Source organism: Rhodopseudomonas sp. (assembly GCF_013377015.1).
In the GTDB taxonomy this organism is placed as follows: Bacteria; Pseudomonadota; Alphaproteobacteria; order Rhizobiales; family Xanthobacteraceae; genus JARJEH01.
Genome location: NZ_JACABA010000001.1, coordinates 1,048,343 through 1,071,801 on the forward strand (window position 1 = coordinate 1,048,343; position 23,459 = coordinate 1,071,801).

General features: G+C 64.5%; 18 protein-coding genes. 5 read left to right on the forward strand and 13 right to left on the reverse strand.

The genetic code is table 11. The features are described 5' to 3' along the window. The first annotated feature begins 353 nt into the window (after nucleotides 1–353). The 3 genes from HXX15_RS05090 (at nucleotide 354) to HXX15_RS05100 (ending at nucleotide 4,830) form a co-directional block, all read left to right on the forward strand. A complete protein-coding gene (locus HXX15_RS05090) occupies nucleotides 354–3,098 on the forward strand; it encodes an EAL domain-containing protein (protein WP_296513324.1) in 2,745 nt (914 codons plus the stop codon). Between the two features lie 144 nt (nucleotides 3,099–3,242). Then, the gene (locus tag HXX15_RS05095) at nucleotides 3,243–4,349 is read left to right on the forward strand and encodes a RuBisCO large subunit C-terminal-like domain-containing protein (protein WP_296513326.1); all 1,107 of its coding nucleotides are present in this window, start codon (nucleotides 3,243–3,245) and stop codon (nucleotides 4,347–4,349) included. Beyond that, nucleotides 4,336–4,830 carry a cupin domain-containing protein gene (locus HXX15_RS05100; protein ID WP_296513327.1) on the forward strand — a complete coding sequence of 165 codons (495 nt, stop codon included), beginning with the start codon at nucleotides 4,336–4,338 and terminating at the stop codon, nucleotides 4,828–4,830. The genes HXX15_RS05095 and HXX15_RS05100 overlap by 14 nt, the downstream gene beginning before the upstream one ends. Here the strand turns inward: HXX15_RS05100 and HXX15_RS05105 are convergent. Next, the gene (locus HXX15_RS05105; RefSeq protein ID WP_296513329.1) at nucleotides 4,817–5,308 is read right to left on the reverse strand and encodes a hypothetical protein; all 492 of its coding nucleotides are present in this window, start codon (nucleotides 5,306–5,308) and stop codon (nucleotides 4,817–4,819) included. The two genes, HXX15_RS05100 and HXX15_RS05105, sit on opposite strands and share 14 nt — an antisense overlap. Between HXX15_RS05105 and HXX15_RS05110 the strand changes: the two genes are divergently transcribed. After that, complete coding sequence (locus tag HXX15_RS05110) at nucleotides 5,279–6,901, forward strand: gamma-glutamyltransferase (RefSeq protein ID WP_296513332.1); 1,623 nt, start codon at nucleotides 5,279–5,281, stop codon at nucleotides 6,899–6,901. The two genes, HXX15_RS05105 and HXX15_RS05110, sit on opposite strands and share 30 nt — an antisense overlap. 99 nt (nucleotides 6,902–7,000) lie before the next feature. Here HXX15_RS05110 and HXX15_RS05115 read toward each other — a convergent pair whose 3' ends face one another. The 8 genes from HXX15_RS05115 to HXX15_RS05150 form a co-directional block, all read right to left on the reverse strand. Next, a complete protein-coding gene (locus HXX15_RS05115; protein ID WP_296513335.1) occupies nucleotides 7,001–9,358 on the reverse strand; it encodes a DUF3141 domain-containing protein in 2,358 nt (785 codons plus the stop codon). A gap of 26 nt (nucleotides 9,359–9,384) precedes the next feature. After that, nucleotides 9,385–10,050 carry a 3-oxoacid CoA-transferase subunit B gene (locus HXX15_RS05120; protein ID WP_296514843.1) on the reverse strand — a complete coding sequence of 222 codons (666 nt, stop codon included), beginning with the start codon at nucleotides 10,048–10,050 and terminating at the stop codon, nucleotides 9,385–9,387. Continuing rightward, a complete protein-coding gene (locus HXX15_RS05125; RefSeq protein ID WP_296513338.1) occupies nucleotides 10,050–10,703 on the reverse strand; it encodes a CoA transferase subunit A in 654 nt (217 codons plus the stop codon). The genes HXX15_RS05120 and HXX15_RS05125 overlap by 1 nt, the downstream gene beginning before the upstream one ends. A gap of 17 nt (nucleotides 10,704–10,720) precedes the next feature. Further along, entirely contained in the window at nucleotides 10,721–11,917 is a 1,197-nt protein-coding gene (locus tag HXX15_RS05130) for an acetate/propionate family kinase (protein ID WP_296513340.1), read from the reverse strand. A gap of 9 nt (nucleotides 11,918–11,926) precedes the next feature. Beyond that, on the reverse strand, nucleotides 11,927–13,360 hold the full coding sequence (locus tag HXX15_RS05135) for a bifunctional enoyl-CoA hydratase/phosphate acetyltransferase (RefSeq protein ID WP_296513343.1): 1,434 nt from the start codon (nucleotides 13,358–13,360) through the stop codon (nucleotides 11,927–11,929). 31 nt (nucleotides 13,361–13,391) lie between these two features. Further along, nucleotides 13,392–14,162, reverse strand: coding sequence for an enoyl-ACP reductase FabI (gene fabI, locus HXX15_RS05140; protein WP_296513345.1), 771 nt, complete (start codon nucleotides 14,160–14,162; stop codon nucleotides 13,392–13,394). Nucleotides 14,163–14,329: 167 nt separating this feature from the next. Further along, the gene (locus HXX15_RS05145) at nucleotides 14,330–14,872 is read right to left on the reverse strand and encodes a GNAT family N-acetyltransferase (protein WP_296513348.1); all 543 of its coding nucleotides are present in this window, start codon (nucleotides 14,870–14,872) and stop codon (nucleotides 14,330–14,332) included. A 30-nt stretch (nucleotides 14,873–14,902) separates the two neighbouring features. Continuing rightward, nucleotides 14,903–17,260: an Orn/Lys/Arg decarboxylase N-terminal domain-containing protein gene (locus tag HXX15_RS05150; RefSeq protein WP_296513350.1), complete on the reverse strand. Its 2,358-nt coding sequence runs from the start codon at nucleotides 17,258–17,260 to the stop codon at nucleotides 14,903–14,905. Between the two features lie 284 nt (nucleotides 17,261–17,544). On the opposite strand from HXX15_RS05150, the gene HXX15_RS05155 reads away from it, so the two are divergent. Next, nucleotides 17,545–17,829, forward strand: coding sequence for a DUF427 domain-containing protein (locus tag HXX15_RS05155; protein WP_296513352.1), 285 nt, complete (start codon nucleotides 17,545–17,547; stop codon nucleotides 17,827–17,829). 140 nt (nucleotides 17,830–17,969) lie between these two features. Here the strand turns inward: HXX15_RS05155 and HXX15_RS05160 are convergent, their stop codons facing one another. Genes HXX15_RS05160 through HXX15_RS05175 form a run of 4 tightly spaced genes read right to left on the reverse strand, consistent with a single transcriptional unit; the run spans nucleotide 17,970 to nucleotide 23,456 of the window. Further along, entirely contained in the window at nucleotides 17,970–19,352 is a 1,383-nt protein-coding gene (locus HXX15_RS05160; protein ID WP_296513355.1) for a ribulose-bisphosphate carboxylase, read from the reverse strand. Between the two features lie 49 nt (nucleotides 19,353–19,401). After that, nucleotides 19,402–20,493, reverse strand: a complete 1,092-nt coding sequence (fba, locus tag HXX15_RS05165) for a class II fructose-bisphosphate aldolase (protein ID WP_296513357.1) — start codon at nucleotides 20,491–20,493, stop codon at nucleotides 19,402–19,404. Between the two features lie 37 nt (nucleotides 20,494–20,530). Beyond that, nucleotides 20,531–22,546, reverse strand: coding sequence for a transketolase (gene tkt / locus HXX15_RS05170; protein WP_296513359.1), 2,016 nt, complete (start codon nucleotides 22,544–22,546; stop codon nucleotides 20,531–20,533). A gap of 34 nt (nucleotides 22,547–22,580) precedes the next feature. After that, entirely contained in the window at nucleotides 22,581–23,456 is an 876-nt protein-coding gene (locus HXX15_RS05175; protein ID WP_296513360.1) for a phosphoribulokinase, read from the reverse strand. Nucleotides 23,457–23,459: the final 3 nt, after the last annotated feature.

The following is a 23,459-nucleotide window of genomic DNA, read 5'->3' on the forward strand; positions in this document are numbered from 1 at the left end:
GTGATCGCCGGCAGCTCCGCAGCAAAGGCCGGCGGCATAAGCCGCCGGTTTTTGTTCGCATTGGGTTCCACACCCGATTGATCATATTCTTGATACTCACGATACCTATGGCCGCGTGGTCGCCAGGCCGAACTGCTACGCCGATTGTGGCAAGATCCCTGCTGCGGCGGTCGATCGCTCGAGCTCCTTCCCGAATATGCATTTTCTGCCAGACCCGCGAAAACTGGACGCGGTCGGCTGGCCCCCTGTGTGCTGCGGTGCGAACAAGCGCCGATACCCCGCGCCTCGCGTTAAGATTTAGATAACGCTGAATCCTAACCTACCTTCCATCTGTAAGATTTACCGTTGGGAGCATGGACAGGTTCCAAGACCGCGAAAATGATAGCGATATCAACCCGCCGGAGGGCACCAGCCGTCGATTCGTGGTCGTATCTGCGCTGCGCCAGGGACCGATCGGCTGGCTGGTGACTTGCGGGTTCTTGCTGATTGTGGCGATTGCGGTCGCGACCGTGATGGCGATCGGCAATTTCCGCGAGCAGGCGCTGCAAAACGCTGAGCGCGAGTTGAGCAATACCGCATTATTGCTGGCCCGGCATTACGACCGCGAGCTCGGCGATTTTCTGGCGATTCAAAGTGCCGTCGCCGCAATGGTCGAGCAATCGCGGTTTGCGTCGCCGGACGATTTCAGCGGCGAGATGTCCACCCTGGCGATGCACGAAGTGCTGCGGACCAAGCTCGCCGGCGCAGCCGGGGCCTCCAAGATCAGCATCTTCAATTCCAATGGGCTGTTGATCAACGCGTCGGCAAGCTGGCCGGTCGCCGACATCACGATTGCCCACCGGGCCTATTTTCAGGCCATGAAGGCCGGCTCCGCGGCCTCTTCCGTGGCCATTGAGCTGGTTCAAAGCCGCCTTTCCGGAGGAAGACAAGCTTCCGAAGAATGGAAGATTGCGATCGCAAAAAGACTCTCGAGCGCGACGGGAGAGTTTCTGGGGCTCGTCGTCAGAGCCATCCCGATCGCTGATCTCGAACAGTTTCTGGCGTCGGCCGCGCTGGGAAGGGATTCGGCGATATCGATCCATCATCGCGACGGCGTTCTGCTGGCGCGGTATCCCCGCTCCGAGGCGATGATCGGCCAGAACTTGCGTACCGGTTCAGCGCTCCAGCAGGGGGTATTCAACACAAACAACGGCGTGCGACTGACGAGCCCGGTGGATGGCCAGGACCGGCTGGTGTCGTCGCACGCGCTGGTCGACTTTCCGATCGTGATCGTGGCAGCGACCACCGCCGCGGAGGCGTTGGCCGATTGGCGCAACCAGACCCGGTTTCTGATCGTCGCGGCCTGCGTCTCGGCGCTGGTGGTCGCCATCATCCTGTTCTTGATCATCCGCCGCCTGACCAACCAGCATCGGGTCTCGCAACGCCAGCTGACGCTGGACAAGCAGCGACTCTCCACCGCCATCAATAACATGTCGCAGGGCTTGTTGCTGTTCGACGCGTCCGAACGCATGGTGATCTGCAACCAGCGCTACCTCGACATGTACGGGCTTTCGGCCGACGTGGTGAAGGCGGGCTGCAGTTTTCGCGAAGTCATCGCGCATCGCAAGCAGACCGGATCGTTCAAGGGAAGCGTGGAGGAGTACTGCGATCGGGTCATCGACAGTGTTTCGGTCAACGGCGTCTCGATCGTCCAGACCTCCGACGACCGTTCGATCCAGATCACCAGCGTGCCGGTGCTGGGAGGCGGATGGGTCGCGACCCACGAGGACATCACGGAGCGCCAGCGCTCCGATCAGCGGATCGCTTACCTCGCGCATTACGACGGCCTGACGGATCTGCCCAATCGCGCGCTGTTCCGCCAGCAGCTCGAGCAGGAATTGCAGCGCGCGAATCGCGGCGCGCGGCTCGCGCTGCTCTACATCGACATCGACGAGTTCAAAGCAATCAACGACACGCTTGGCCATCCGATCGGTGATGAGCTCCTGAAAGCGGTGGCGGTCCGCCTGCGCGAATGCATCCGGGAGACCGATTTCGTCGCCCGGCTCGGCGGCGACGAATTCGCTATTATTCAAACCGCGGTGACCAGTCGCTCCGACTCCATCGAGCTTGTGGAGCGGCTGTTTCGGGCAATCCGCCTGCCCTATCAATGCCTCGGCCACCATCTTTCGACCGATGCCAGCATCGGCATCGCGATGTTCCCCGACGACGGCGTCGATCTGGACGAGATCGTGAAGAACGCCGACCTTGCAATGTACAGCGCCAAGGCGGAAGGACGACGGACCTATCGGTTCTTCGAGCAGCAGATGGATGCCGACGTGAAAGCCCGCCGCGAACTGGAATCCGACCTGCGTAAGGCGATCGCCGATCGCGGCTTTGAAATCCACTATCAGCCGATCGTCGATCTGCTGAATGACGAAATTGTCGGCTGCGAGGCGTTGCTGCGCTGGCGGCACCCGACGCGCGGCATGATTTCCCCCGCCGAATTCATTCCGATCGCGGAAGAGACCGGCCTGATCGACCAACTCGGCGGCTGGGTGCTGGCGACGGCCTGCGCCGAAGCGGCGAAATGGCCGGGCGAGATCAGCCTCGCAGTCAATGTTTCGCCGATTCAGTTCAAGGGCCAGGCCCTGCCGCTGACGGTTGCGGCCGCGCTCGCGGCTTCGGGCCTGACCGCAAATCGGCTCGAACTTGAAGTTACCGAGGCCGTGCTGATCCGCGATGACGAGACCGCATTGACGACGCTGCATCGGATCCGCGCGCTGGGCGCGCGCGTTTCGCTGGACGACTTCGGCACCGGCTACTCGTCGCTGAGCTATCTGCAGCGCTTCCCGTTCGACAAGATCAAGATCGATCGCAGCTTCGTCGACAGGATCGACGTCTGCGAGGGCTCGGCGGCGATCGTTCGCGCGGTTGTCGATATCGCGGCGGCCCGCCATATGACCACAACGGCGGAAGGTGTGGAAACGGTGCAGCAGCGCGAACTGCTCCGCAAGCTCGGCTGCACCCAGATGCAGGGCTACCTGTTCAGCTCGGCGATATCGGCCGCCGCTTTTGGGCGCCTGCTGCACTCACGCCTTCCCGCAGCCGAAGTCGCGTAAACACAGGCTTGCAGCGTCGGCCGTCGCCGCACCGGCTGGCCGCATCCAGCCCTGTCCGTCATAGGATGGTTGTGATCGGTTGTGATACAGGGACGGCGACCGGCCGGACGATTCACGGCAAGCGGAAACAGGATCAAGCCGCCGATGTTCTCCCAGCGCATTGTCGCGACCTACCATGTCGATAGCGACGCCTCGCGGATCGCCGACCGCGCCAAGAGTCTCGCCATCGAGCAGAGCGTCGAATGCCCGCTGGAGGCCGTGCCCGACCCCGAATTGCTGGAAACCATCGTGGCAAGGGTCGAGGACATCGCCGAGCTGACCGCCGGCCGCTTTGCGGTCCGGATCGGGCTGGCATCGGCCACCGCGCCGGCCGAGCCTGGTCAATTGATGAACATGCTGTTCGGCAACAGCTCGATTCAGCAGGACGTGGTGCTTGCCGATGTCGAGTTGCCGGAGGCCTATCTGCACGCCTTCGGCGGCCCGAGGGTCGGCCTTGCCGGAATTCGCGCGCTCACCGGCGCATACGACCGGGCGATGACAGCCTCAGCGCTGAAGCCGCAGGGGCTGTCGCCCGACGCGCTCGCCGGCATCGCGCGGCAACTGGCCTTGGGCGGCGTCGACCTGATCAAGGACGACCACGGTCTCGCCGACCAGGCCTACAGCCCGTTCGCGGCCCGAGCGGTCGCGGTCGGCCGTGCGGTGCGCGAGGCCAACGCCACGACCGGCGGACGGACGATCTACGCGCCGAATATTTCCGGCACGCTCGACGACATGCGCCGGCAACTCGACGTGATCCGGACCGAAGCCATCGGCGGATTGCTGGTGGCGCCGATGATCGTCGGGCTGTCGAATTTCCACGCCATCGTCAAGGAAGCGGACGGACTGGTGGTGGTAGCGCATCCGGCGCTGGCCGGCGCCGCCAGGATCGCGCCGCCGCTGCTGCTCGGACGGATGTTCCGGCTGCTCGGCGCCGACGCCACCGTATTTCCGAATTTCGGAGGGCGATTTTCCTATACGGCCGACACCTGCCTGGCGTTGGCGGGCGCCGCGCGCAATCCGTGGGCCGGATTGAAATCGTGCATACCGATGCCGGCAGGCGGCATCCATGTTGATCGCATCGCCGAGCTGCTGCAATTCTATGGCCAGGATGTGATGCTGCTGATTGGTGGCGGCCTGCTTGCCGCGCGCGAGCGGCTGACCGAGGAAGCCTCGCAATTCGTGATGAAAGTGGCTGCGCATGGCAAAGGATAAAGCAACGGCGGAGATAGCGGCCGAACCGCACCGCGAACAGCCGGGCGTGCGCTCGGTCGCAAGCCCTGGCCGCTGGCACGGCGTCAATGTGATGGCCTACAAGCAGGATGCTGCCGCGCCGTTCCGCGCGGTGACGCGGCAGGTGCTGTTCGCCGATCCGCGGCTGTCCTGTGAATGGCGCTATTTCGAGGTGGCCGAGGACGGCTATTCGACGCTCGAGCAGCACGAGCATGTGCATGCGGTGATGATCCACCGCGGCCGCGGCCAGTGCCTGGTCGGGCGCAGCATCAGCGACGTCGCGGTCGGCGATCTGGTGTTCATCCCGCCGATGACCTGGCATCAGTTCCGCGCCAACGCCGGCGACGTGCTCGGCTTTCTCTGCCTCGTCAACGCCGAGCGCGACCGGCCCCAATTGCCCGGGCCGCAGGATCTCGCAGCGCTCAGGCAGGACGAAGCCGTCGCGAACTTCATCCGCGCATGATGTTCGGCGCGACGCGTTTGAACGGCGTCAGATCGTCGAACTGGGCCGGTAGATATTCGCGCCCCTGCGCGTCGATGATCACGACACGCCAGCCTTCGCTGGCCCAGACCCGCGCTTTCGCGATTGCGATCAGCGAACTTGCCCGCTCGCTTTCCATCTTCTCATTCTCGCGCGCCGCTGAGATCGTGTAAGCCAAATCTTGGTCCCTCCGGCAATGTGTTGGTGAGTTGTGGCCGATGGATTTGGCCGCAATTCGCCGGCACCGCGGCGAATTGGAGTCCGGCGAAACCGGTACGCCGCTTGCGAAGCAGGAGACACGATTCAAGCGCAGGTCTGTTGCATGACGGCGCGACACGCCGCAAAGTCGCCGACGACGCGCTCCGCCCGATCCTGCGCGACCCGCCCGCGCGCTCGACGACAAATCCAAAAGAACAACGAAGGCAACGCCATGCGTGACCAGTTCAGCAATGCCCAGCAAATCCGCAAACCCGCCGTGGTCTCCAAAGCCGGCATCGTCGCCGCGCAATCGCGCAAGGCGGCCGAAATCGGCGTTCAGGTTCTCGCCGCCGGCGGCGATTGCGTCGACGCGGTGATCGCCACCACCTTTGCGCTGGGCGTACTGGAACCCTGGATGAGCGGCCTCGGCGGCGGCGGCGCGATGGTGCTGTACCGGGCCAAGGAAGACCGCCATGAAGTGATCGATTACGGCATGTGTGCCTCAGCCAGTCTGCGCCCGGAAGATTATTCGCTGACAGGCGATGGCGCCGCCTCCGACCTGTTCCCCTGGGCGCGGGTGAAGGACGACCGCAATCTTCATGGTCCCGGCTCGATCGCGGTGCCCGGTGTCGTCGCGGGCATGGAAGAAGCGCATCGCCGCCACGCCAGACTTCCATGGCAGGAGCTTCTCGCGCCCAGCATCGCCCTGGCCGGCGAAGGCCTCGCGGTGGATTGGTGGACAACTTTGATGATCGGCAGCGCGGCAGCGGATCTCCGACGCTACCCGGCGAGCGCCGCCGCGTATCTCCAGGACGGCCTGCCGCCGCAGTCGCCTTGGGGCATCAAATCCAGCGTGTGCCTGCCGCAGGATCGCCTGAAGGCGACGCTGGCGCAGCTTGCCAAGCAGGGGCCGCGTGATTTCTACCAGGGCGACCTGGCGCGCAGTATCGCGTCTGATATGAAGGCACACGGCGGCGCGCTGACCGTCGAGGATCTGGCGTCGTTCCAGGCGCAGCTACGCGAGCCGCTCGCGATCCCTTACCGCGGCGGCACGGTCTACGCGACCCCCGAACTCACTTGCGGCCCGACTCTGGCACACACGCTACGCCTGCTGCAGCAGAACCTGCAGGCCGGGCAGGATGGCCCGGATGCGGCGGCCTACGCGGCCTATGCGATTGCGCTGCAATCGGCCTATCGGGAACGCCTGCAGGATATGGGCGATGCGGACGGCCGCCGCGCGCTCGGCGCCGAGCATCTGGCGCCGGCCTGTACCACGCATTTTTCAGTGGTTGATCGCGACGGCAACATGGCCGCGGTGACGCAGACGCTGCTTTCGACGTTCGGCTCCAAATTCGTCCTGCCGCAAAGCGGCGTCATGATGAACAACGGCATCATGTGGTTCGATCCGACGCCGGGCGGACCCAATTCGCTGGCGCCGGGCAAACGCTGCCTGACCAACTATACGCCGGTGCTGGCGCAGGCGGGCGATGGCCGACGGCTGGCGCTCGGCGCCTCGGGCGGACGGCGCATCCTGCCGGCGGTGACACAAATTCTGTCGTTCGTGATGGACTACGGCATGGACCTGGACGCGGCGATCCACCAACCGCGCATCGACGCCAGCGAAGGCGCGGTGGTGATCGGCGACGTGCGCCTGCCCGCTTCGACGCGAGACGAGTTGCAGCGGCGGTTCGATTACGAAGAGGCGCGCGTGCAGACCTTCCCGATGAAATTCGCCTGCCCGAGCGTCGTGATGCGCGACGGCGGAACCAATAGCGGCGCCACCGAGATTTCCCAACCGTGGGGCGACGCGGTGGCGCAGGCCGGGACACCGGATGCAAGTTCGGTGGCGCGCTGAAACTTCAGATACGAGGCAAGATCCGCCACGGCAATCCGCGCGCTCCAAGTGTCGTTTGCCGTCAAGACTTGCTCCGGACCGCCGGAATTTCTTCTCCGGTCAGGCGGCCTCCGGCTCGCGCGGCGACTCGATGGCGGCGTCGGCCGGCCGCGCCTCAAGAGTCGGTAGACCCAGCGTGCGACGGAAGCGCTGCAACGCTTGGATCGTGTGCGGCTCCATCTCTTCCAGCGGCCCGGCGATGAATTCGACGACGTCGACCGCCTCCCGCCTGTCCTTGTCGGTGGGCAGCAATTTTGTCAGGGTTTGCACCGCCGCCTCGGGTTCGAATTCGACGATCACGGTCTGCTCGTGGATCAGCGCGGCGCGCCGCTCGGACCCAAGCGAGGCGAACGGCTCGTGCATCGTCAGCACCTGCGCCGAACGCTCGAGCCTTGTGCGGCGCACCGAACCGCGCGCCTGCGCCAGCACGATCAGCATGCGAATGACGCCCTCGGCGAAGCCGCCGCGGTCGACATTGAGCAGATGCGCCTGCACCTCGGGAAGGAAGCGCAACTCGGTTGGGTCCTTCAGGGTGCGCTGGAAATTGTACGAGCGCCCGACGATCTTCATCATCGGCGAACCGAAGATGCCGTAGAACATCGTCTCGTAGCAGGCATCGCGCATGTCGCGGAACAGGTCGAGCCCCTGTTCGACGCTGTCGGACCAGAGCTGTTCAAGTTCGCGGAACGGATGGCTGGCCGGCACCGCCGCCCGCGCACTGGTGATCGCCTGGACCGTCGGCTCGACCCAGGACATCCACGGATTGCGATCAGATAAGGCAAGACGCTGGGCACGGGCCGGATGCGCGGTCCGCAACGCTTCGGCAATCTGCGGGGTGATCGAAGCCTGCACCAGCGGTCGCAATCCGAGATCGTAGGCCTCCGCGCCGAGCTGGGACAGCCGATCCACCGCCGCGAAGGCTTGCTCTTCCTCGCGCTGGCCGTCGTCGAGCGCCCGGATATCGTCGAGCTTGCGCTCGGTGAAACTGACCGTGAAGCGCGCATGGACGCCTTCGCCGTGCTGGTCGGTGATCGCCATCTCGTAGAGGCCCGGCGCCAGCGCCTCGATCGTCTTCATGGTCGAAGCGACTTCGGAGTGTTCCTTGTTGGCGATCGACGACGACACGAAGATGCCGAGATGGCCGACCTTTTCGTGCACCATGTAGATGATGCGCTGGCCGCGGATCTTGATCTCGTTCTCATCGGTATAGGTGTCGACAATCCAGTTCAGCGCCTGCTGCGGCGGGGTGATGTTGTCGCCGTGGCTGGCGAACACGATGATCGGCGAGCGAATCTTCTTCAGATCGAGGTGGCGGCCGTGTTCGAGCCGCGCCTCGCCGCGGGCGAGTCTGTTGCCGACGAACAGCTGTTCGACGATCCAGCGGATCTCGGCTTCGTTCATGAAATGAAAGCCCCCCCACCAGCGCTCGAATTCCAGGAAGCGCTCGCGCCCGGCATCGACGTCGCTGTAGAGGTCGTAATACTTGCCCCAGTGGTTGCGGGCCGGGTTGAGACCCTCGAAATTCGAGACCAGATGGGCGCCGTCGAACTGGCCATGGCCGAGGTCGGAGAACAGCAGCGCAGGCATCAGGCCGCCGAGCAGGCCGCCATTGTAGCGCATCGGATTCTCGCCGACCCGACCCGACCAATAGGCCAGCGGCGCGCCGTTGATCACCAGCGGACCGGTGATGTCGGAATTGGCGGCGGCGAGCAGCATCGTCGCCCAGCCGCCTTGGCAATTGCCGACCACGATCGGCTTCGGCGATTTCGGATGCCGCCGCGCGATCTCGCGGATGAATTCGACCTCGGCGCGCATCACGTCCGCCAGCGTCTGGCCGGGCTCGGGATGCGGGCGGAACGCGACGAAATACACCGGGTGGCCGTCGCGCAGCGCAACGCCGACCTGGCTGTCTTCCTTGAAGCCGCCGATCCCGGCGCCGTGGCCGGCGCGCGGATCGATGATCATGTAGGGCCGCTTCCAATCGAAAATCTCGATACCTTCCGGCGGCAGAATCCGCAACAGCATGTAGTTCACCGGGGTCTTCAGCTTCGCGCCGTCGACCACGATCTCGTATTTGTAGATCAGCACCGGCGGCGTGCCGTCGGCCTCGTGGGCGATGTCGTTGTTGCCGCGTTCGCGCAGCACGTCGAGCGTCAGCACGCCGCGCTGGAACGAATCGGTGACGTAGGACGATGCCAGCTCGAACCAGCTGCCGCCGCTGGCGGGCACCGCGCCGAGCTGTTTCAGCACCGCCATCGTCCGTTCCGAACGGTCGCGGAGCCGCTTGCCGTGGGTCCGGCTGATCCGCTCGGTGTGACGCTGGATCGCCTTCGCCATCAGTTCGCCCTGCCGGATTGTTCCATCGAATGTGGCGGCGGCGCGCTCGGCTGTCTGGTCCGGGCTGAATTGCGGTTCCATAGAAAGCTCCTGTGAGGTGATATTCATCAGACGGCGATTCGGAGGAATTGCATTTCGGCAATGTCGGTCGGCACGATCAGCCGCGCCGCAGTCGCGCCCAGAATCGCTTCAACGGAGACGCCAGGCGCCCGTTCGCGCAGCACCAAGCCGTCGTCGGTCGGCTCGATCACCGCCATGTCGGTGACAATCATGGTCACCCGGCGGGTCGAGGTGATCGGCAGGGTGCACACTGGTACGATCTTCGGTCGCCCCTTGGCAGTGTGCTGCATCGCCACGATCACACGACGAGCGCCGGTGACCAGATCCATTGCGCCGCCCATGCCGGGCACCATGCGGCCTGGCACCATCCAATTGGCGAGCCGGCCGGCCTCATCGACTTCGAGCCCGCCGAGCACAGTGGCGTCGAGATGTCCGCCGCGGATCAATCCGAACGAGAACGCGCTGTCGACCGTCGCCGAACCCGGCACCGCGGTCACGAAACCGCCGCCGGCGTCGGCGAGGTCCTCGTCCTCCATCCCTTCCGGCGGCCGCGCGCCCATGCCGACGATGCCGTTCTCGGACTGGAACAGGATTCCCCATTCCGGGGATACGAAGCGCGATACGCCAGTCGGCAGCCCGATGCCGAGATTGACCAGTGTGCCGGGATGCAGTTCGCGGGCGACGCGTTGCTGGATGATCTCCTCGGCATAAATCACGCGGCTCTCCGAATCAGGTGATCAACCAGCACGCCCGGCGTATCGACGGCGTCCGGCGGGATGGCGCCGACCGGGAGAATCTCCCGCGGCTCGCAAATCACGGTCTTCGCCGCCATCGCCATCAGCGGATTGAAATTCGTCGCGGTGAGCTGGTAGGTGAGGTTGCCGTTGTAGTCGGCGCGGTCGGCGTGCAGCAGCGCGAAGTCGGCGGCCAATGGCGGCGCGTAGAGCCATTCCTCGCCGTCGATCTCGATAATCCGCTGGCCGTCGGCCGCCAGCGTGCCCAGGCCGGTCTTGGTCAACACCCCGCCGAGTCCGAAGCCGGCCGACCGGATCCGTTCGGCCAGCGTCCCCTGCGGCACCAGTTCGACGGCGATCGCGCCGCTCAGCATGCCCTTCTGGGTGTCCGGATTGAGCCCGATATGCGAGGCGATCACCCGACTGACGAGTCCGGCGCTGATCAGCCTGCCGATGCCGAAGCCGGGTCGCGCGGTGTCGTTGGCAATGATCGTGAGTTCACCACGGCCGGCGGCGACCAGAGCATCGATCAGGCGGTGTGGCGAACCGACGCCCATGAAGCCGCCGATCATCACGACGGCGCCGCTCGGAATCAAATCGGCCGCGGCTTCAGGCGTGATGGCGTTTTTCATTTGATCGATCCAATATGTTAGGCGGCCCTTGAACGTCCGGCCAGGCCGGTGACTTCGAGCGTATGGCGCGCGATCATTCGTTCCTCGTCGGTCTTGATCACGAAGGCGCGCGCGCGGCAGGCCGGGCTGGAAATCACCGTGTCACCGCGCTCGTTGGCTTCGTCGTCAGGCTCCAGACCGAGCCAGCGCAGCCGGTCGAGCACGCCCTTGCGGACGGCGGCCGAATTCTCGCCGATGCCGCCGGTGAAGACGATCGCATCGAACCCTTCCAGCGCAGCCACCAGAGAACCGATCTTGCGGCAGGTGCGAAGAATGAAATGGTCGATGGTCTCGCGCGCCTCGCGACTGTCCGAGGCCTGCAGATCGCGCATGTCGCTGCTGAGGCCCGACAGTCCCTTGAGCCCGGACTGGTTGTAGAGCAGGTCGGTCAGCGCATGGACGTCCATTCCCTTCTCCGCCATCAGATAGAGCAGCACGCCGGGATCGATCTGTCCGCAGCGCGTCCCCATCGGCAGGCCGTCCAACGCGGTGAAACCCATGCTGGACGCGATCGATCGGCCGTCGCGGACCGCGCACAGCGAGGCGCCGTTGCCCAGATGTGCGATGATGACTTTGCCAGCCGCCTCGACCGGTGCAATGCGGCGCAGACAGCCGGCAATGTATTCGTAGGACAGGCCATGAAAGCCGTAACGGCGGACGCCTTCATGGTAAAAATGGCGCGGGATCGCAAAGGCATCTGTCACGAAGGGATGGCCGCGATGGAACGCGGTGTCGAAGCAGGCGACCTGCGGCACATGCGGAAATTCCGCGCGCGCGGCGACGACGCCTTGCAGATTGTGCGGCTGGTGCAGTGGCGCCAGTGGAGTCAGCGCCCGTAGCTCTTCGATCAGGTTGTCGTCGATCGGCAGCGGCGTGGCGTGACGCGGGCCGCCATGGACGATGCGGTGACCGATGGCGACCACGCTACGGCCCGCGAGCCGTGACTCGATCCATTCCAGGATCGCATTGACGGCCCGGACATGATCGGCCCGGCCCGCCGGCGACAACTCGAAGCATTCCTTTTCCGTCGCGGCGGCGCGTGCCGTGAAAATGGCGTGCGAAGCGAGGCCGTCGATCTGACCTGTCGCCATTGCGGGGCCGTCGTCCAGCGCGGCGTCGAACAGCGCGAACTTGACCGAGGAAGAGCCGGCATTCAACGTCAGGACCATCGGCATGGTGCGCTCCTATTCGGCGGCCATCGCGGCTTCGCCGGTCGCCAGCAACGGCTCGCCGGTGCGGCGGAAATGGTCGTAGAGCTGCGCGAGCGCGCAGGATGCCAGTCGCGATCGTTCGTTGTCGGCGCGGCTGGTCAGGATCACCGGGACGGTCGCGCCGATCACCAAGCCCGCGGCCTCGGCGCGGGCGACGAAGGTCAGTTCCTTGGCCAGCATGTTGCCCGCCTCCAGATTCGGCACGATCAGGACATCGGCGCGTCCGGCGACCAGCGAGGCGATGCCCTTGGTGCGCGCCGCTTCGAGATCGATGGCGTTGTCCATCGCAAGCGGTCCGTCGACGATGCCGCCCTTGATCTGGCCGCGCTCGGCCATTTTGCTGAGAATGGCGGCATCGAGCGTCGAGGGGATGTTGACATTCACCGTCTCGACCGCTGACAACACCCCGACCCGTGGTTCGCGCACGCCACAGGCCCGCGCCAGATCGATCGCGTTCTGCACGATGTCGACCTTGGTGGTGAGATCCGGCGCGATGTTGATGGCGGCATCGGAAATAAATAGCAGCGAATTCAGCGTCGGCACATCGAGCGCGAAGACGTGGCTGATGCGGCGATGACCGCGTAGGCCGGTATCCTTCTTCACGACTTCCGCCAGCAGTTCGTCGGAGTGGACATTGCCCTTCATCAGCGCGTTGGCCTCGCCGGCCCGCGCCATCGCCACCGCCTTGGCGGCAGCGGCGCGGTGATCGGAGATCGCCACCAATGCATAGCCGGAAATGTCCTCGCCCAGTTCGTCGGCGGCGCGGCGGATCTTGTCGGGGTCGCCGATCAAGATCGGGCTGATCACGCCGCGGCTGGCCGACAGCAAAGCGCCGCCGAGCGCGTGGTGGTCGTCGGGGCACACCACCGCGGTGACCAGCGGCGGGCGTTGCGCGGCCAGCGCGATCAGCGTCGCGAACTGATCGCCATGATCGAGAATCAGACCCGGAAGGTCCTGCATTTCGGTGACGTAGCTCTGCAGCGGCGCCTCGACCTCCGCGGTGCCCTCGCACACCACGGCGCCCGACAGATCGAGCACGCGGGTCTCGAAAATCGCGGCAGGGCATTCGTTCTTGGCGATGCAGCTGACCGTTACCTTGAGCCGGTCGCCGACATGAACGCGCTTCAGGAAGCGCAAATTCTGCGAGCGATACAGCGTCCCGGGGCCGGGCAGAATGTTGCCGAGCACGGCCGAGACCAGCGAGCCGACCCACATCGACGGCGCCACGACATGCGTCACGCCGCCATGGTCGGAATGAAATGCCGGGACCACGGCCGGATTGACGTTGCCGGAGACGTGGGCGAACAGATAGAGGTCCTGCTCGGTGCAGACCCGCTCGACGCTGGCGCTGGCACCAATCTCGAGCTCGTTCCAGGTGGTGTTTCTGATCATCTTGGCGCTGGACATTTCGACATCCATTGTTGATTGATGACCGGCATCAGCCCATGGCGTGATAGCCCGCGTCGATATGAAGGACAGTGCCGGTGATGTTTCGCCCGGCATCGCTGGCGAGAAACACCGCCGCGGCGCCGACGTCGTCGATCGTGACCAGCCGGCGCATCGGCGACCGCTCGGTCGCCTCGCGCATCATCTCGTCGAAGTTGTCGATGCCGCCGGCGGCGCGGGTCGCGATGGTGCCCGGCGACAGCGCATTCACGGTGATCGATTTCGGCCCGAGCTCGGAACACAACTCCCGCGTGGTCGCCTCGAGCGCGGCTTTCACCGGCCCCATCACGTTGTAGGAAGAAACCACCTTCTCGGCGCCGTAGAAGCTCATGGTCAGGCAGGCGCCGCCGTTCGTCATCAGCGGTTCGGCGCTGCGCGCCAGCCGGATCAACGAATGCACCGAGATGTCCATCGCCTTGGTGAAACCGTCCGCGGACGTATCGGCCACCCGGCCGCACAGCTCGTCGTGGCTGGCGAAGGCGATCGAATGGACCAGGATGTCGAGCCGGCCCCATTTCTGCCGGATCGCATCGAACAACGCGTCCTGCTCCTCGGGGCGCGAGACGTCGAGCGGCATGACGATCGGCGCGCCCACCGCCTCGGCGAGCGGACGGACGTGCGGCTCGGCCTTGGGGTTGAGATAGGTGATCGCCAGTTCGGCGCCGGCGGCATGCAGGGCGCGAGCGATGCCCCATGCAATCGAGTGATCGTTGGCGACGCCAACCACAAGGGCGTATTTTCCGGCGAGATTGAAAGGCGACATCACGGCTGGACCGGGCTCTGGGGACAAATGCTGCACCGCAACCTAGCCTTCCCGAATAACGCCGCGATGACAGATCGCACCTCGGATTCCGCAACCGTGAGCTATTTGCTCCGTCGCAGGGCAATTGCTGCGTCTCAAGGCAAGGAATGTTCAGGCTTTTTCGGTCGTCACAAGACCGGCGGGACGGTCGAACCCGCGCCGAGCGAACGCTGGACCATGACGCTGTCGGCCCAGCGGCCGTATCGATAGGCGACCCCGCGCAACAATCCGGCCGTGGAAAAGCCGAACGCCTCGTGAAGACCGAGGGAAGCCGTGTTGTCGGCATCGATATAGCCGATCATCTGGCGGAAGCCCGCGGCCGCGCAGGCATCGATCAGTTCGCGCATCAGCAGCCTTCCGATGCCGCGGCCCAGGTGATCATGGTGGACGTAGATCGAGTGCTTGACCGTGTAGCGATAGGCCGGTCGCTTGCGGAACAGCACCACATAGGCGTAGCCGACAATCTCGCCGCCGCTGGTCGCCACCAGATGCGGGAATCGGCGGTTGCGCAGGTTCTTGCGCCGATCGCGCAGGTCGTCGGGCTGCGGTGTGCCGCTGTCGTCCAGCGCTTCCTCGATGCCGCGGCGAATGTGGTGGCGGTAAATCGCCAGCATGGCGTCGACGTCGGCATCGCGTGATGGCCGGATCACGACCGGTTGCGTGTTCTCCATGACTGGCCCTCGGACTTCCCGTGCGCCGGCCTATTCGGAAACCACGTAAGTATGCAGCCGGATCTGTCCGGACGCATCGACTTCGCGGTAAACCCCCTGGATCTCCACGTCGAAGCCGGGGAAAGCGTTGAAACTCGCCTCGAACATCTTGAGATAGTCGATCATCGGCTGCGCCCGCGCGGTCAGCCGCTCGCCCGGCACGATCGTGGCGATCCCGGGCGGATAGACCACGAAAGGCGTCGTGGCAATGCGGCCGGCGATGGCGTCAATGGGCAAGTAGTCAACGTCATTGCGCACGAGGCAGCGCGCCGCGTCACGGGGCGACATGGCGATGTCCGGCAAGTGCTCGGGCGAGAATTGCTTCGCCTGAAGAGTACTGACGTCGGCCGCGCGGAAGAAGCGATGCATGTCGGCGCAGAGATCGCGCAGCCGCACACCCGCATAACGCGCTGGCCTCCGCCTGTAGAATTCGGGGATGGCCTCTTCCATCAGCGCGTTGTCATCGTGCAGTTTTTTGAAGGCGACGAGTCCGCTGATCAACGTACCGGCCTTGCTGGCCTCGACGCCCGGCGTCAGCAGGAACAGCAGCGAGTTGAGGTCGTTCTTCTCGGCGACGATGCGGTTCTCGCGCAGATACTGGGCGACGACCGGAGCCGGGATGCCGTGTTCGGCGTAGCCGCCGGCGCCGCGTTCGAAACCCGGGGTGAGCAGCGTCAGCTTGTTGGGATCGGTCATGGCCAGCCCCGACGTCATGCCGGCGAAGCCATGCCAGGCGGCGCCCGGCGCGAGCTGCCAGTAGGCCGGGTTGCTGGCGAGCAAGTCGGTGCTCACCGTCTCCCACGCGACGTCGTGCACGGCGCCGTCGCGGGAGGCGTCGGGAATCTCCACGCGGTCGGGCACAAAAGGCTCGAAGAACCAGCGGCGCTCGGGACGCGTCTCCTTTTCCTCGAACTCGCGGCCGATGGCGCGGATCTTCTTGCGTAACTCGATGCCGAGCCTGATCGTGTCGTCCCACAGCACCTCGCCGGAGCGCCCCTTCATCATCTGCGCGCCGACGTCCAGCGACGCGAACAGCGGGTAGAATGGCGACGTCGACGCGTGCTGCATGAAGCTTTCGTTGAAGCGGCGGTGCTCGACCCGGCGCTTCTGGCCGCGGATGTGGCGGTCCTTGATGTGGATTTGCGAGGCCTGGGAGAAACTCGCGAGTTGCTTGTGGGTCGACTGGGTGGCGATGATGCCCGGCGAATCGGGACCGAGATTGGCGAGCCCCATGGCGAAGTGCCCGGCATACAGCGGATGGAATTTCATGAAGCCGGCCCAGGCTTCGTCGAACAGGATGTACTCGCAAAGATGGCCGATCCGCGCCAGGATCATTTCGGCGCTGTGAATCGTGCCGTCATAGGTGCACTGCTCGATCACGGCGACGCGAAACGGGCGCGGCTTGCGCCATGCCTCCGGATCCTTGACGAGCGGATGGTTGCGGATGCCGTTACGCAGCGCCGCCTCGTCGAGAGCCTCCCAGGCCATCGGGCCGATCAGCCCCCAGGCATTGCGGACGGTTGGAACATACACCGGAATGCCGCCGCTGATCATCAGCGCGCCATGGTGCGCGGCCTTGTGATTGTTGCGGTCGAACAAGATCAGGTCACCGTCAGTAACCAGCGCGCCCAGCACCACCTTGTTGGAGGTCGAGGTGCCGTTGAGCACAAAATAGGTCTTCTCCGCGCCGAAGATCTTCGCGGCCTCCTTCTGCGCCTGCAGCGCCGGCCCCTCATGGGTCAAGAGGTCGCCGAGGTCGAGCACCGAATTGTCGAGGTCGTCGCGGAAGATCGCTTCGCCGAGGTGCTCCATGAAGACCCGGCCGATCGGGCTGCGACTATAGAACATGCCGCCATTGTGCCCCGGGCAGGTCCAGAGCTGATTGCCCTCTTCGGCGTAATCGACCAGCGCACCGAAGAACGGCGTCTTTAGCGTGTCGGCATATTGCTTCAGACGGCTGATCAGGCTCTTGGCGATGAACGCGGGCGTTTCCTCCGACAGGAACACATAGCCATCGATGAAGTCGAGCACCTCGACGGGCAGATCCTCGAACCGCTTGCGCCGGATCAGCAACACGATGGGGAAATCCAGGCCGCGGCGACGCATCAGGTTGATCAGCGCCGCGGTCTTGCCTTCCAGGCCCTTCTTGCCCCAGTCGACCAACATGCAACCGATGGCAGCGTCGGTCTGCACCGCGATCTCGGCGTCCTCCAGCTTGCGTGCCTTGACCACCTCGAAGCCGGAGTGCTCGATTTCGGTGACGATCTGATTGAATCGCATACCCTCGAGATCGTCGGCGTCAAAGGTGGGCGCCGAGAACAGGAACGTGAAACGTCTGAAATAGTCCATGAATGTACCGTTTGAATGCAGCGCAATCTCTCGACGCGTTATGTGACGCTGTGGTGACAATCGTCAAACAAGATCCTGATCCGAGGCCGATGGGTGTCGCGAAGATCGTTTGAACCAGGGTCACGCCCAGCTGAGGCGATCAGGAATTCGCTTGCCCTCGTCGCCGATTGAACGCCACCCACATCCGATCGGGCCTCGCCGCCATTCCTGCAGCCGAATTCGTCGACTACACTTGACGCCCGTTTGCGTTGACGTTGAACAGCCTTCAAACCAAGGAGCTGCCCGTGGTCAAAGCCGTCTGGAATGAAACCATTATCGCCGAATCCGACCGCACCGAGATCGTGGAGGGCAATCACTACTTTCCGCTGGATGACGTCCGCAAGGATTTTCTGGTCGCGAGCACCCACCAGACGACCTGTCCCTGGAAAGGCATCGCCAAATATTACAGCCTGACGGTGAATGGCGCACAGAACCCCGACGCGGCATGGTTCTATCCGAACCCTAAGCCCGCAGCCAAGAATATTGCCGGCAAGGTGGCGTTCTGGAAGGGCGTCAAAATCGTGGCCTGACGCGCTCATGGTCGGCCGGCCAAAGCAGCGCCTGGTTGAGCGCCCGGATCACCCCGCGCCCGTTTCCCGGCGCGCCCGGCCTATATGAAAATTCTCCCGGACCAAGATCGAGGCCCGGGAGAAGTTGTGCTTGTGCGGGATCAGGCGGCCAACCCAAGTCTGCCGCGCCAGTTCGGATACAGTGCGTCGGCGTCGTGCGGGAAGCTCTCGAACGCGCGGGCGAATTCGCGGTGGTCCTTGGCGAAGGCCACCGGGTCGGCGCCTTCCTTCCAGCATTGTTCGGCCTGCCGCAGCGATTTCGCGCCGGCCGCGCCGCCGTCGATATGGCCGAAGGCGCCGCCGCCCGCGGTCATGATCAGGTTGGAATGGCCGAGATTCTGGAAGAAGCCGGGCATCCGCAGCGCGTTCATGCCGCCGGAGATGATCGGCGTGGTCGGGTTCATGCCGAGCCATTCCTGATGGAAATACGGCCCGTCGGCGGAATCCTCGGTGATCATATAGGCCATCGCGCGGTCGGCGGCTTCGCCTTCCATCTTGCCGTAGCCCATGGTGCCGGTGTGGATGCCCGAGGCGCCCTGCAGCCGCGCCATCTTCGACAGCACGAAGGCGGTGTAGCCGCGCTTGGACTGCGGCGAGGTCACCGCGCCATGGCCGGCGCGATGATAGTGCAGATACTGCTTCGGGAAGGCGCGGCGCGCGGTGGTCACCGCGGCGGGACCGGCGACATAGCCGTCGACCAGAAACGCAATATGGTCGGCGTTGTCGGCGAAGGTTTCCAGGATGTAGTGGCCGCGGGCGACCATCTCGTGATGATCGTCGGCGGTGATGTTGAACGAGAACAGTTTCGGCTGGCCGGTCTTGTCCTGGGCGCGGCGCATCGCGTCGTTGACCGCGCGCACGGTTTCCTTGAACGGCGCGAACACCTGGTTGCCCTGCGGCTCGTCGTTCTTGATGAAGTCGCCGCCGAGCCAGAAATCGTAGCAGGCATTGGCGAAGGGCTGCGGCCGCAGGCCGAGCTTCGGCTTGATAATGGTGCCGACGATGAAGCCGCCATCGACCACCGGACGGCCGAGCACACGCCACAGATCCTTGATCGTGGTCGAGGGGCCGTCGAACAGCTTGAGATAGGCCGGCGGCACGTAGAAGTCGTACATCTTGGCGTATTCGACGTCGCCCATGCCCTGGTTGTTGCCGATCGTCAGGGTCAGGAACGAGGCGATCATGGCGCGGCCGTCGATGATGTTGCGGTCGAACAGATCGACCGGATAGGCGATCTTCATCAGCTGCTTGGCTTCGTCGATCTCATAGACCAGCGCGTCGACGCCGCGGGTAAAATCGTCGGTGGTGGAGACTTCGACATTGGTGCCAGTGGAGGATTCCGCGGCGAAATGCGCCGCGGTCTGCAGGTAATTGCCGAAGCCCGGCTTCGGCTTCATGATGTAGGCGCACAGCACGTGCTTTCCGCCCGCGATCAGGTCTTTTTCTGTGAGCTTGAGATTCGAATAGCGGTCGGACTGGTCCATTTTGGTCTCCTGAAATGTCACGAGGCCGGCGGCTCACGCCGGCGCGAACTTATTCGGCGGCGCGCGCGGTGGCGGAGGCGCTGATCTGCGGATCGAGCGCGCCGGATTTGTAGCGCTTGGCCATTTCCGACAGCGGGATCACCTTGATCTTGCTGGCATTGCCGGCGGTGCCGAATTGCTCGAAACGCAGCCGGCAGATGTCGCGCATCGCATCCATCGCCGGCTTCAGGAACTTGCGCGGGTCGAATTCGGCCTTGTTCTGGGTTGCGACCTTGCGGAACACGCCGGTCATCGCCAGCCGACAGTCGGTGTCGATGTTGACCTTGCGGACGCCGTGCTTGATACCGCGGACGATCTCCTCGACCGGAACGCCGTAGGTCTGCGGCATCGCGCCGCCGAACTCGTTGAAGATGTCCTGCAGGTCCTGCGGCACCGAGGACGAGCCGTGCATCACCAGATGGGTGTTGGGCAGCCGGCGGTGGATCTCCTCGACCACCTTCATGGCGAGGATATCGCCGTCGGGCTTGCGCGAGAACTTGTAGGCGCCGTGCGAGGTGCCCATCGCGATCGCCAGCGCATCGACTTTGGTGGCGCGGACGAAGTCGACCGCCTGGTCCGGATCGGTCAGCAATTGATCGTGGCTGACGGTGCCCTCGAGGCCGTGACCGTCTTCCTGCTCGCCGCCGCCGTGTTCCAGCGAGCCGAGCACGCCGAGTTCGCCTTCCACCGAGGCGCCGACCCAGTGCGCCATGTCGGTGACGCGCCGGGTGATGTCGACATTGTAATTGTAGTCCGCGGCGGTCTTGGCGTCGGCCTTCAGCGAGCCGTCCATCATCACCGAGGTGAAGCCGTGCTGGATCGCGGTAGCGCAGGTGGCCTCGTCGTTGCCGTGGTCCTGATGCATGCAGAGCGGGATCTGCGGATAGATCTCGGCCAGCGCCTCGATCATCTTCGCCAGCATGATGTCGTTGGCGTAGGCGCGGGCGCCGCGCGAGGCCTGGATGATGACGGGAGCGTCGACCTTCGCCGCCGCCTCCATGATCGCCAGCCCCTGTTCCATGTTGTTGATGTTGAACGCCGGCACGCCGTAGCCGTGCTCGGCGGCGTGATCCAGCAATTGCCTCAGAGTAATGCGGGCCATGTTGCCTCCTGAAGGGTGTTGGGTGAGAACGAGCCGGTCAATGTTGCGAGCGCTTGATCGCGCGGTGCGCGGCGTCGACCACCGCCTCCGCCGTGATACCGAACTTCTGGTACAGCACGCCGGCCGGCGCCGAGGCGCCGAAGCCGGTCATCCCGACGAACTCGCCGTTGTCGCCGATCCAGCGATACCAGTCCGACGCTATCGCAGCCTCGATACCGACGCGAGGCGCTTTGCCCAGCACGCTGTCGCGATATTGGGCAGGCTGCTCGGCGAACAATTCGAAGCACGGCGCCGACACCACGGCGGCCTTGATACCGATGCCCTCGAGCTTGCAGGCGGCGTCGAGCGCAAGCGCAACTTCAGAGCCGGTGGCGATCAGAGTGACGTCGCGCCGACCGGGATCGACCACCAGATAGGCGCCGCGAGCGACCGGGTTGGATGTATCGGTGCCGTCGCGCGGCAGCGTCGGCAGCGCCTGCCGCGATAGTGCCAGCACCGAGGGACGATGTTCGGACTTCAGCGCGCAGTCCCAGGCCTGCGCGGTCTCGATCGCGTCGGCGGGGCGGAACACCAAGAGATTTGGAATCGCCCGCAACGACGCGACGTGTTCGACCGGCTGATGGGTCGGACCATCTTCGCCGAGCCCGATCGAGTCGTGGGTCATGACGTGGATCACCCGGACGCCCATCAGGGCGGCGAGCCGGATTGCCGGACGGTTGTAGTCGGCGAACACCAGGAAGGTGCCGCCGAACGGGACGAAGCCGCCATGCAGCGCGATACCGTTCATCGCCGCCGCCATCCCGAATTCGCGGATGCCGTAATGGATGTAGCTGCCGCTGTAGTCGTTCGGCTTCACCGAAGCGGTGCCCTTGGCGTGGGTGAGGTTGGAATGGGTCAGATCGGCCGAGCCACCGAGGATGTTCGGCGACGCCGGAACAATGGCGTCGATCGTCAGTTGCGAGGCCTGGCGAGTGGCGATGCTGGGCTTCTCCGCGCTGAACTTCTGCACCAGAGCCTGCAGCGCGGCTTCGTAGCCGCCCGATAATTTGCCGGCCAGCGCGTTCTCGAAGCTGGCGCGCGTGATGGCGTCGAGCTTGCCAAGGCGTTCGGTCCAGGCGACGTGCGCGGGTTTGCCGCGACTGCCGATCTCGCGCCAGCGGGCGACGATGGCTTCCGGTACCTCGAACGGACCATGCGGCCAGCCGAGCGCCGCGCGGGTCTTCTCGATTTCTTCGGGGCCGAGCGGGGCGCCATGGGCCTTTTCGGTGCCCTCAACCTTGGGTGAGCCAAAGCCGATTTTGGTGCGGCAGGCGATCAGCGACGGCCGGTCGCTGAGCTTGGCCTGCGCGATCGCGGCGGCGACTGCCTCCGGATCGTGACCGTCGACCCGCGTCGCATTCCAGCCTGAAGCGGTGAACCGCGCGACCTGGTCGTCCGAACACGACAGCGAGGTGGCGCCGTCGATCGAGATCTGGTTGTCGTCGAACAACACGATCAACTTGCTGAGCTTCAGATGTCCCGCCAGCGAGATCGCCTCGTGGCTGATGCCTTCCATCAGGCAGCCGTCGCCGGCGATGACATAAGTAAAGTGATCGACCACGGCGTCGCCGTAGCGCGCATTCAGCAAACGTTCCGCCAGCGCCATGCCGACCGCGGTCGCCAATCCCTGACCGAGCGGACCGGTGGTTGTCTCGACGCCCTTGGTGTGGCCGTATTCCGGATGCCCAGGGGTTTTCGAGCCCCATTGCCGGAACGCCTTGATCTCGTCGAGCGTGACATCGTCGTTGCCGGTCAGATGCAGCAGCGCATACAGCAGCATCGAGCCGTGGCCGGCCGACAGCACGAAGCGGTCGCGGTCCGGCCAAGCCGGGTCGGAGGCATCGAACTTCAGGAATCGCGAGAACAGCACGGTGGCAACATCGGCCATGCCCATCGGCATACCGGGGTGACCGGATTTGGCCTTCTCGACCGCGTCGATCGCCAGAAAGCGGATCGCGTTGGCCATGTCGCGATGCGACACCTGATCGTGGATATCGCGCACCGGAATGTTCAAGCTGACCTCCCCAAATGACCCATGCCGCCCATTGTTACTTTGCCCCCTTCTTGCGCTCGATCAGTTGCATGATCAGCGGCGTCAGGATCAGCTGCATCGCCAGGTCCATCTTCGAGCCGTGAATCACGATCGAATTGGCCCGCGACATGAAGCTGCCTTGGATCATCGACAGCAGATAAGCGAAGTCGATACCGCGCGGGTTCTTGAACCGGATCACCACCATCGATTCGTCCGGCGTCGGGATCCAGCGCGCGATGAACGGATTCGAAGTATCGACGGTGGGGACGCGCTGGAAGTTGATATCGGTCTCGCCGAACTGCGGCACGATGTAGTGCACATAGTCGGGCATCCGGCGCAGGATGGTGTCGGTCACTGCCTCGGTGGAATAGCCGCGGTCGGCGCGGTCGCGGTGCAGCTTCTGGATCCACTCCAGATTGATCACCGGCACCACGCCGATCTTGAGGTCGGCATGCTGGGCCACGTTGACCTTCTCGGTCATCACCGCGCCGTGCAGGCCTTCGTAGAACAACAGGTCGGAGCCTTCCGGCAGCGACGCCCATTCGGTGAAGTTGCCTGGCGCCACACCGTGCAGCGCCGCCTCGGTATCGTCGTGGACATAGTGTCGGGTCTTGCCGGTGCCGGTCGCCGAATAGTCGCGGAACGTGGTCTCCAGCTCCTCGAACAGATTGGTCTCGGGGCTGAAATGGCTGAAGTGCTTGTTGCCCTTCTCGGCCTCCTCGGCCATTCGGGTCCGCATGTCGACGCGGTTGTAGCGATGGAACGCATCGCCCTCGATATAGGCGGCGTTGACGTTCTCGCGGCGGAAGATCTGCTCGAAGGTGCGCTTGACCGAGGTGGTGCCGGCGCCGGACGAACCGGTGATGGAAATGATCGGATGTTTGCGGGACATGGG

Excerpts from the sequence above, each read along its gene's own strand:
- HXX15_RS05145 (WP_296513348.1), bottom strand. The coding sequence starts at position 14,872 with ATGGAGAACACGCAACCGGTCGTGATCCGGCCATCACGCGATGCCGAC.
- HXX15_RS05135 (WP_296513343.1), bottom strand. The coding sequence starts at position 13,360 with ATGTCCAGCGCCAAGATGATCAGAAACACCACCTGGAACGAGCTCGAG.
- HXX15_RS05115 (WP_296513335.1), bottom strand. The coding sequence starts at position 9,358 with ATGGAACCGCAATTCAGCCCGGACCAGACAGCCGAGCGCGCCGCCGCC.
- HXX15_RS05110 (WP_296513332.1), top strand. The coding sequence starts at position 5,279 with ATGCGTGACCAGTTCAGCAATGCCCAGCAAATCCGCAAACCCGCCGTG.
- HXX15_RS05125 (WP_296513338.1), bottom strand. The coding sequence starts at position 10,703 with ATGAAAAACGCCATCACGCCTGAAGCCGCGGCCGATTTGATTCCGAGC.
- HXX15_RS05100 (WP_296513327.1), top strand. The coding sequence starts at position 4,336 with ATGGCAAAGGATAAAGCAACGGCGGAGATAGCGGCCGAACCGCACCGC.
- HXX15_RS05175 (WP_296513360.1), bottom strand. The coding sequence starts at position 23,456 with ATGTCCCGCAAACATCCGATCATTTCCATCACCGGTTCGTCCGGCGCC.
- fba (WP_296513357.1), bottom strand. The coding sequence starts at position 20,493 with ATGGCCCGCATTACTCTGAGGCAATTGCTGGATCACGCCGCCGAGCAC.
- fabI (WP_296513345.1), bottom strand. The coding sequence starts at position 14,162 with ATGTCGCCTTTCAATCTCGCCGGAAAATACGCCCTTGTGGTTGGCGTC.
- HXX15_RS05130 (WP_296513340.1), bottom strand. The coding sequence starts at position 11,917 with ATGCCGATGGTCCTGACGTTGAATGCCGGCTCTTCCTCGGTCAAGTTC.
- HXX15_RS05095 (WP_296513326.1), top strand. The coding sequence starts at position 3,243 with ATGTTCTCCCAGCGCATTGTCGCGACCTACCATGTCGATAGCGACGCC.
- HXX15_RS05150 (WP_296513350.1), bottom strand. The coding sequence starts at position 17,260 with ATGGACTATTTCAGACGTTTCACGTTCCTGTTCTCGGCGCCCACCTTT.
- HXX15_RS05160 (WP_296513355.1), bottom strand. The coding sequence starts at position 19,352 with ATGGACCAGTCCGACCGCTATTCGAATCTCAAGCTCACAGAAAAAGAC.
- HXX15_RS05090 (WP_296513324.1), top strand. The coding sequence starts at position 354 with ATGGACAGGTTCCAAGACCGCGAAAATGATAGCGATATCAACCCGCCG.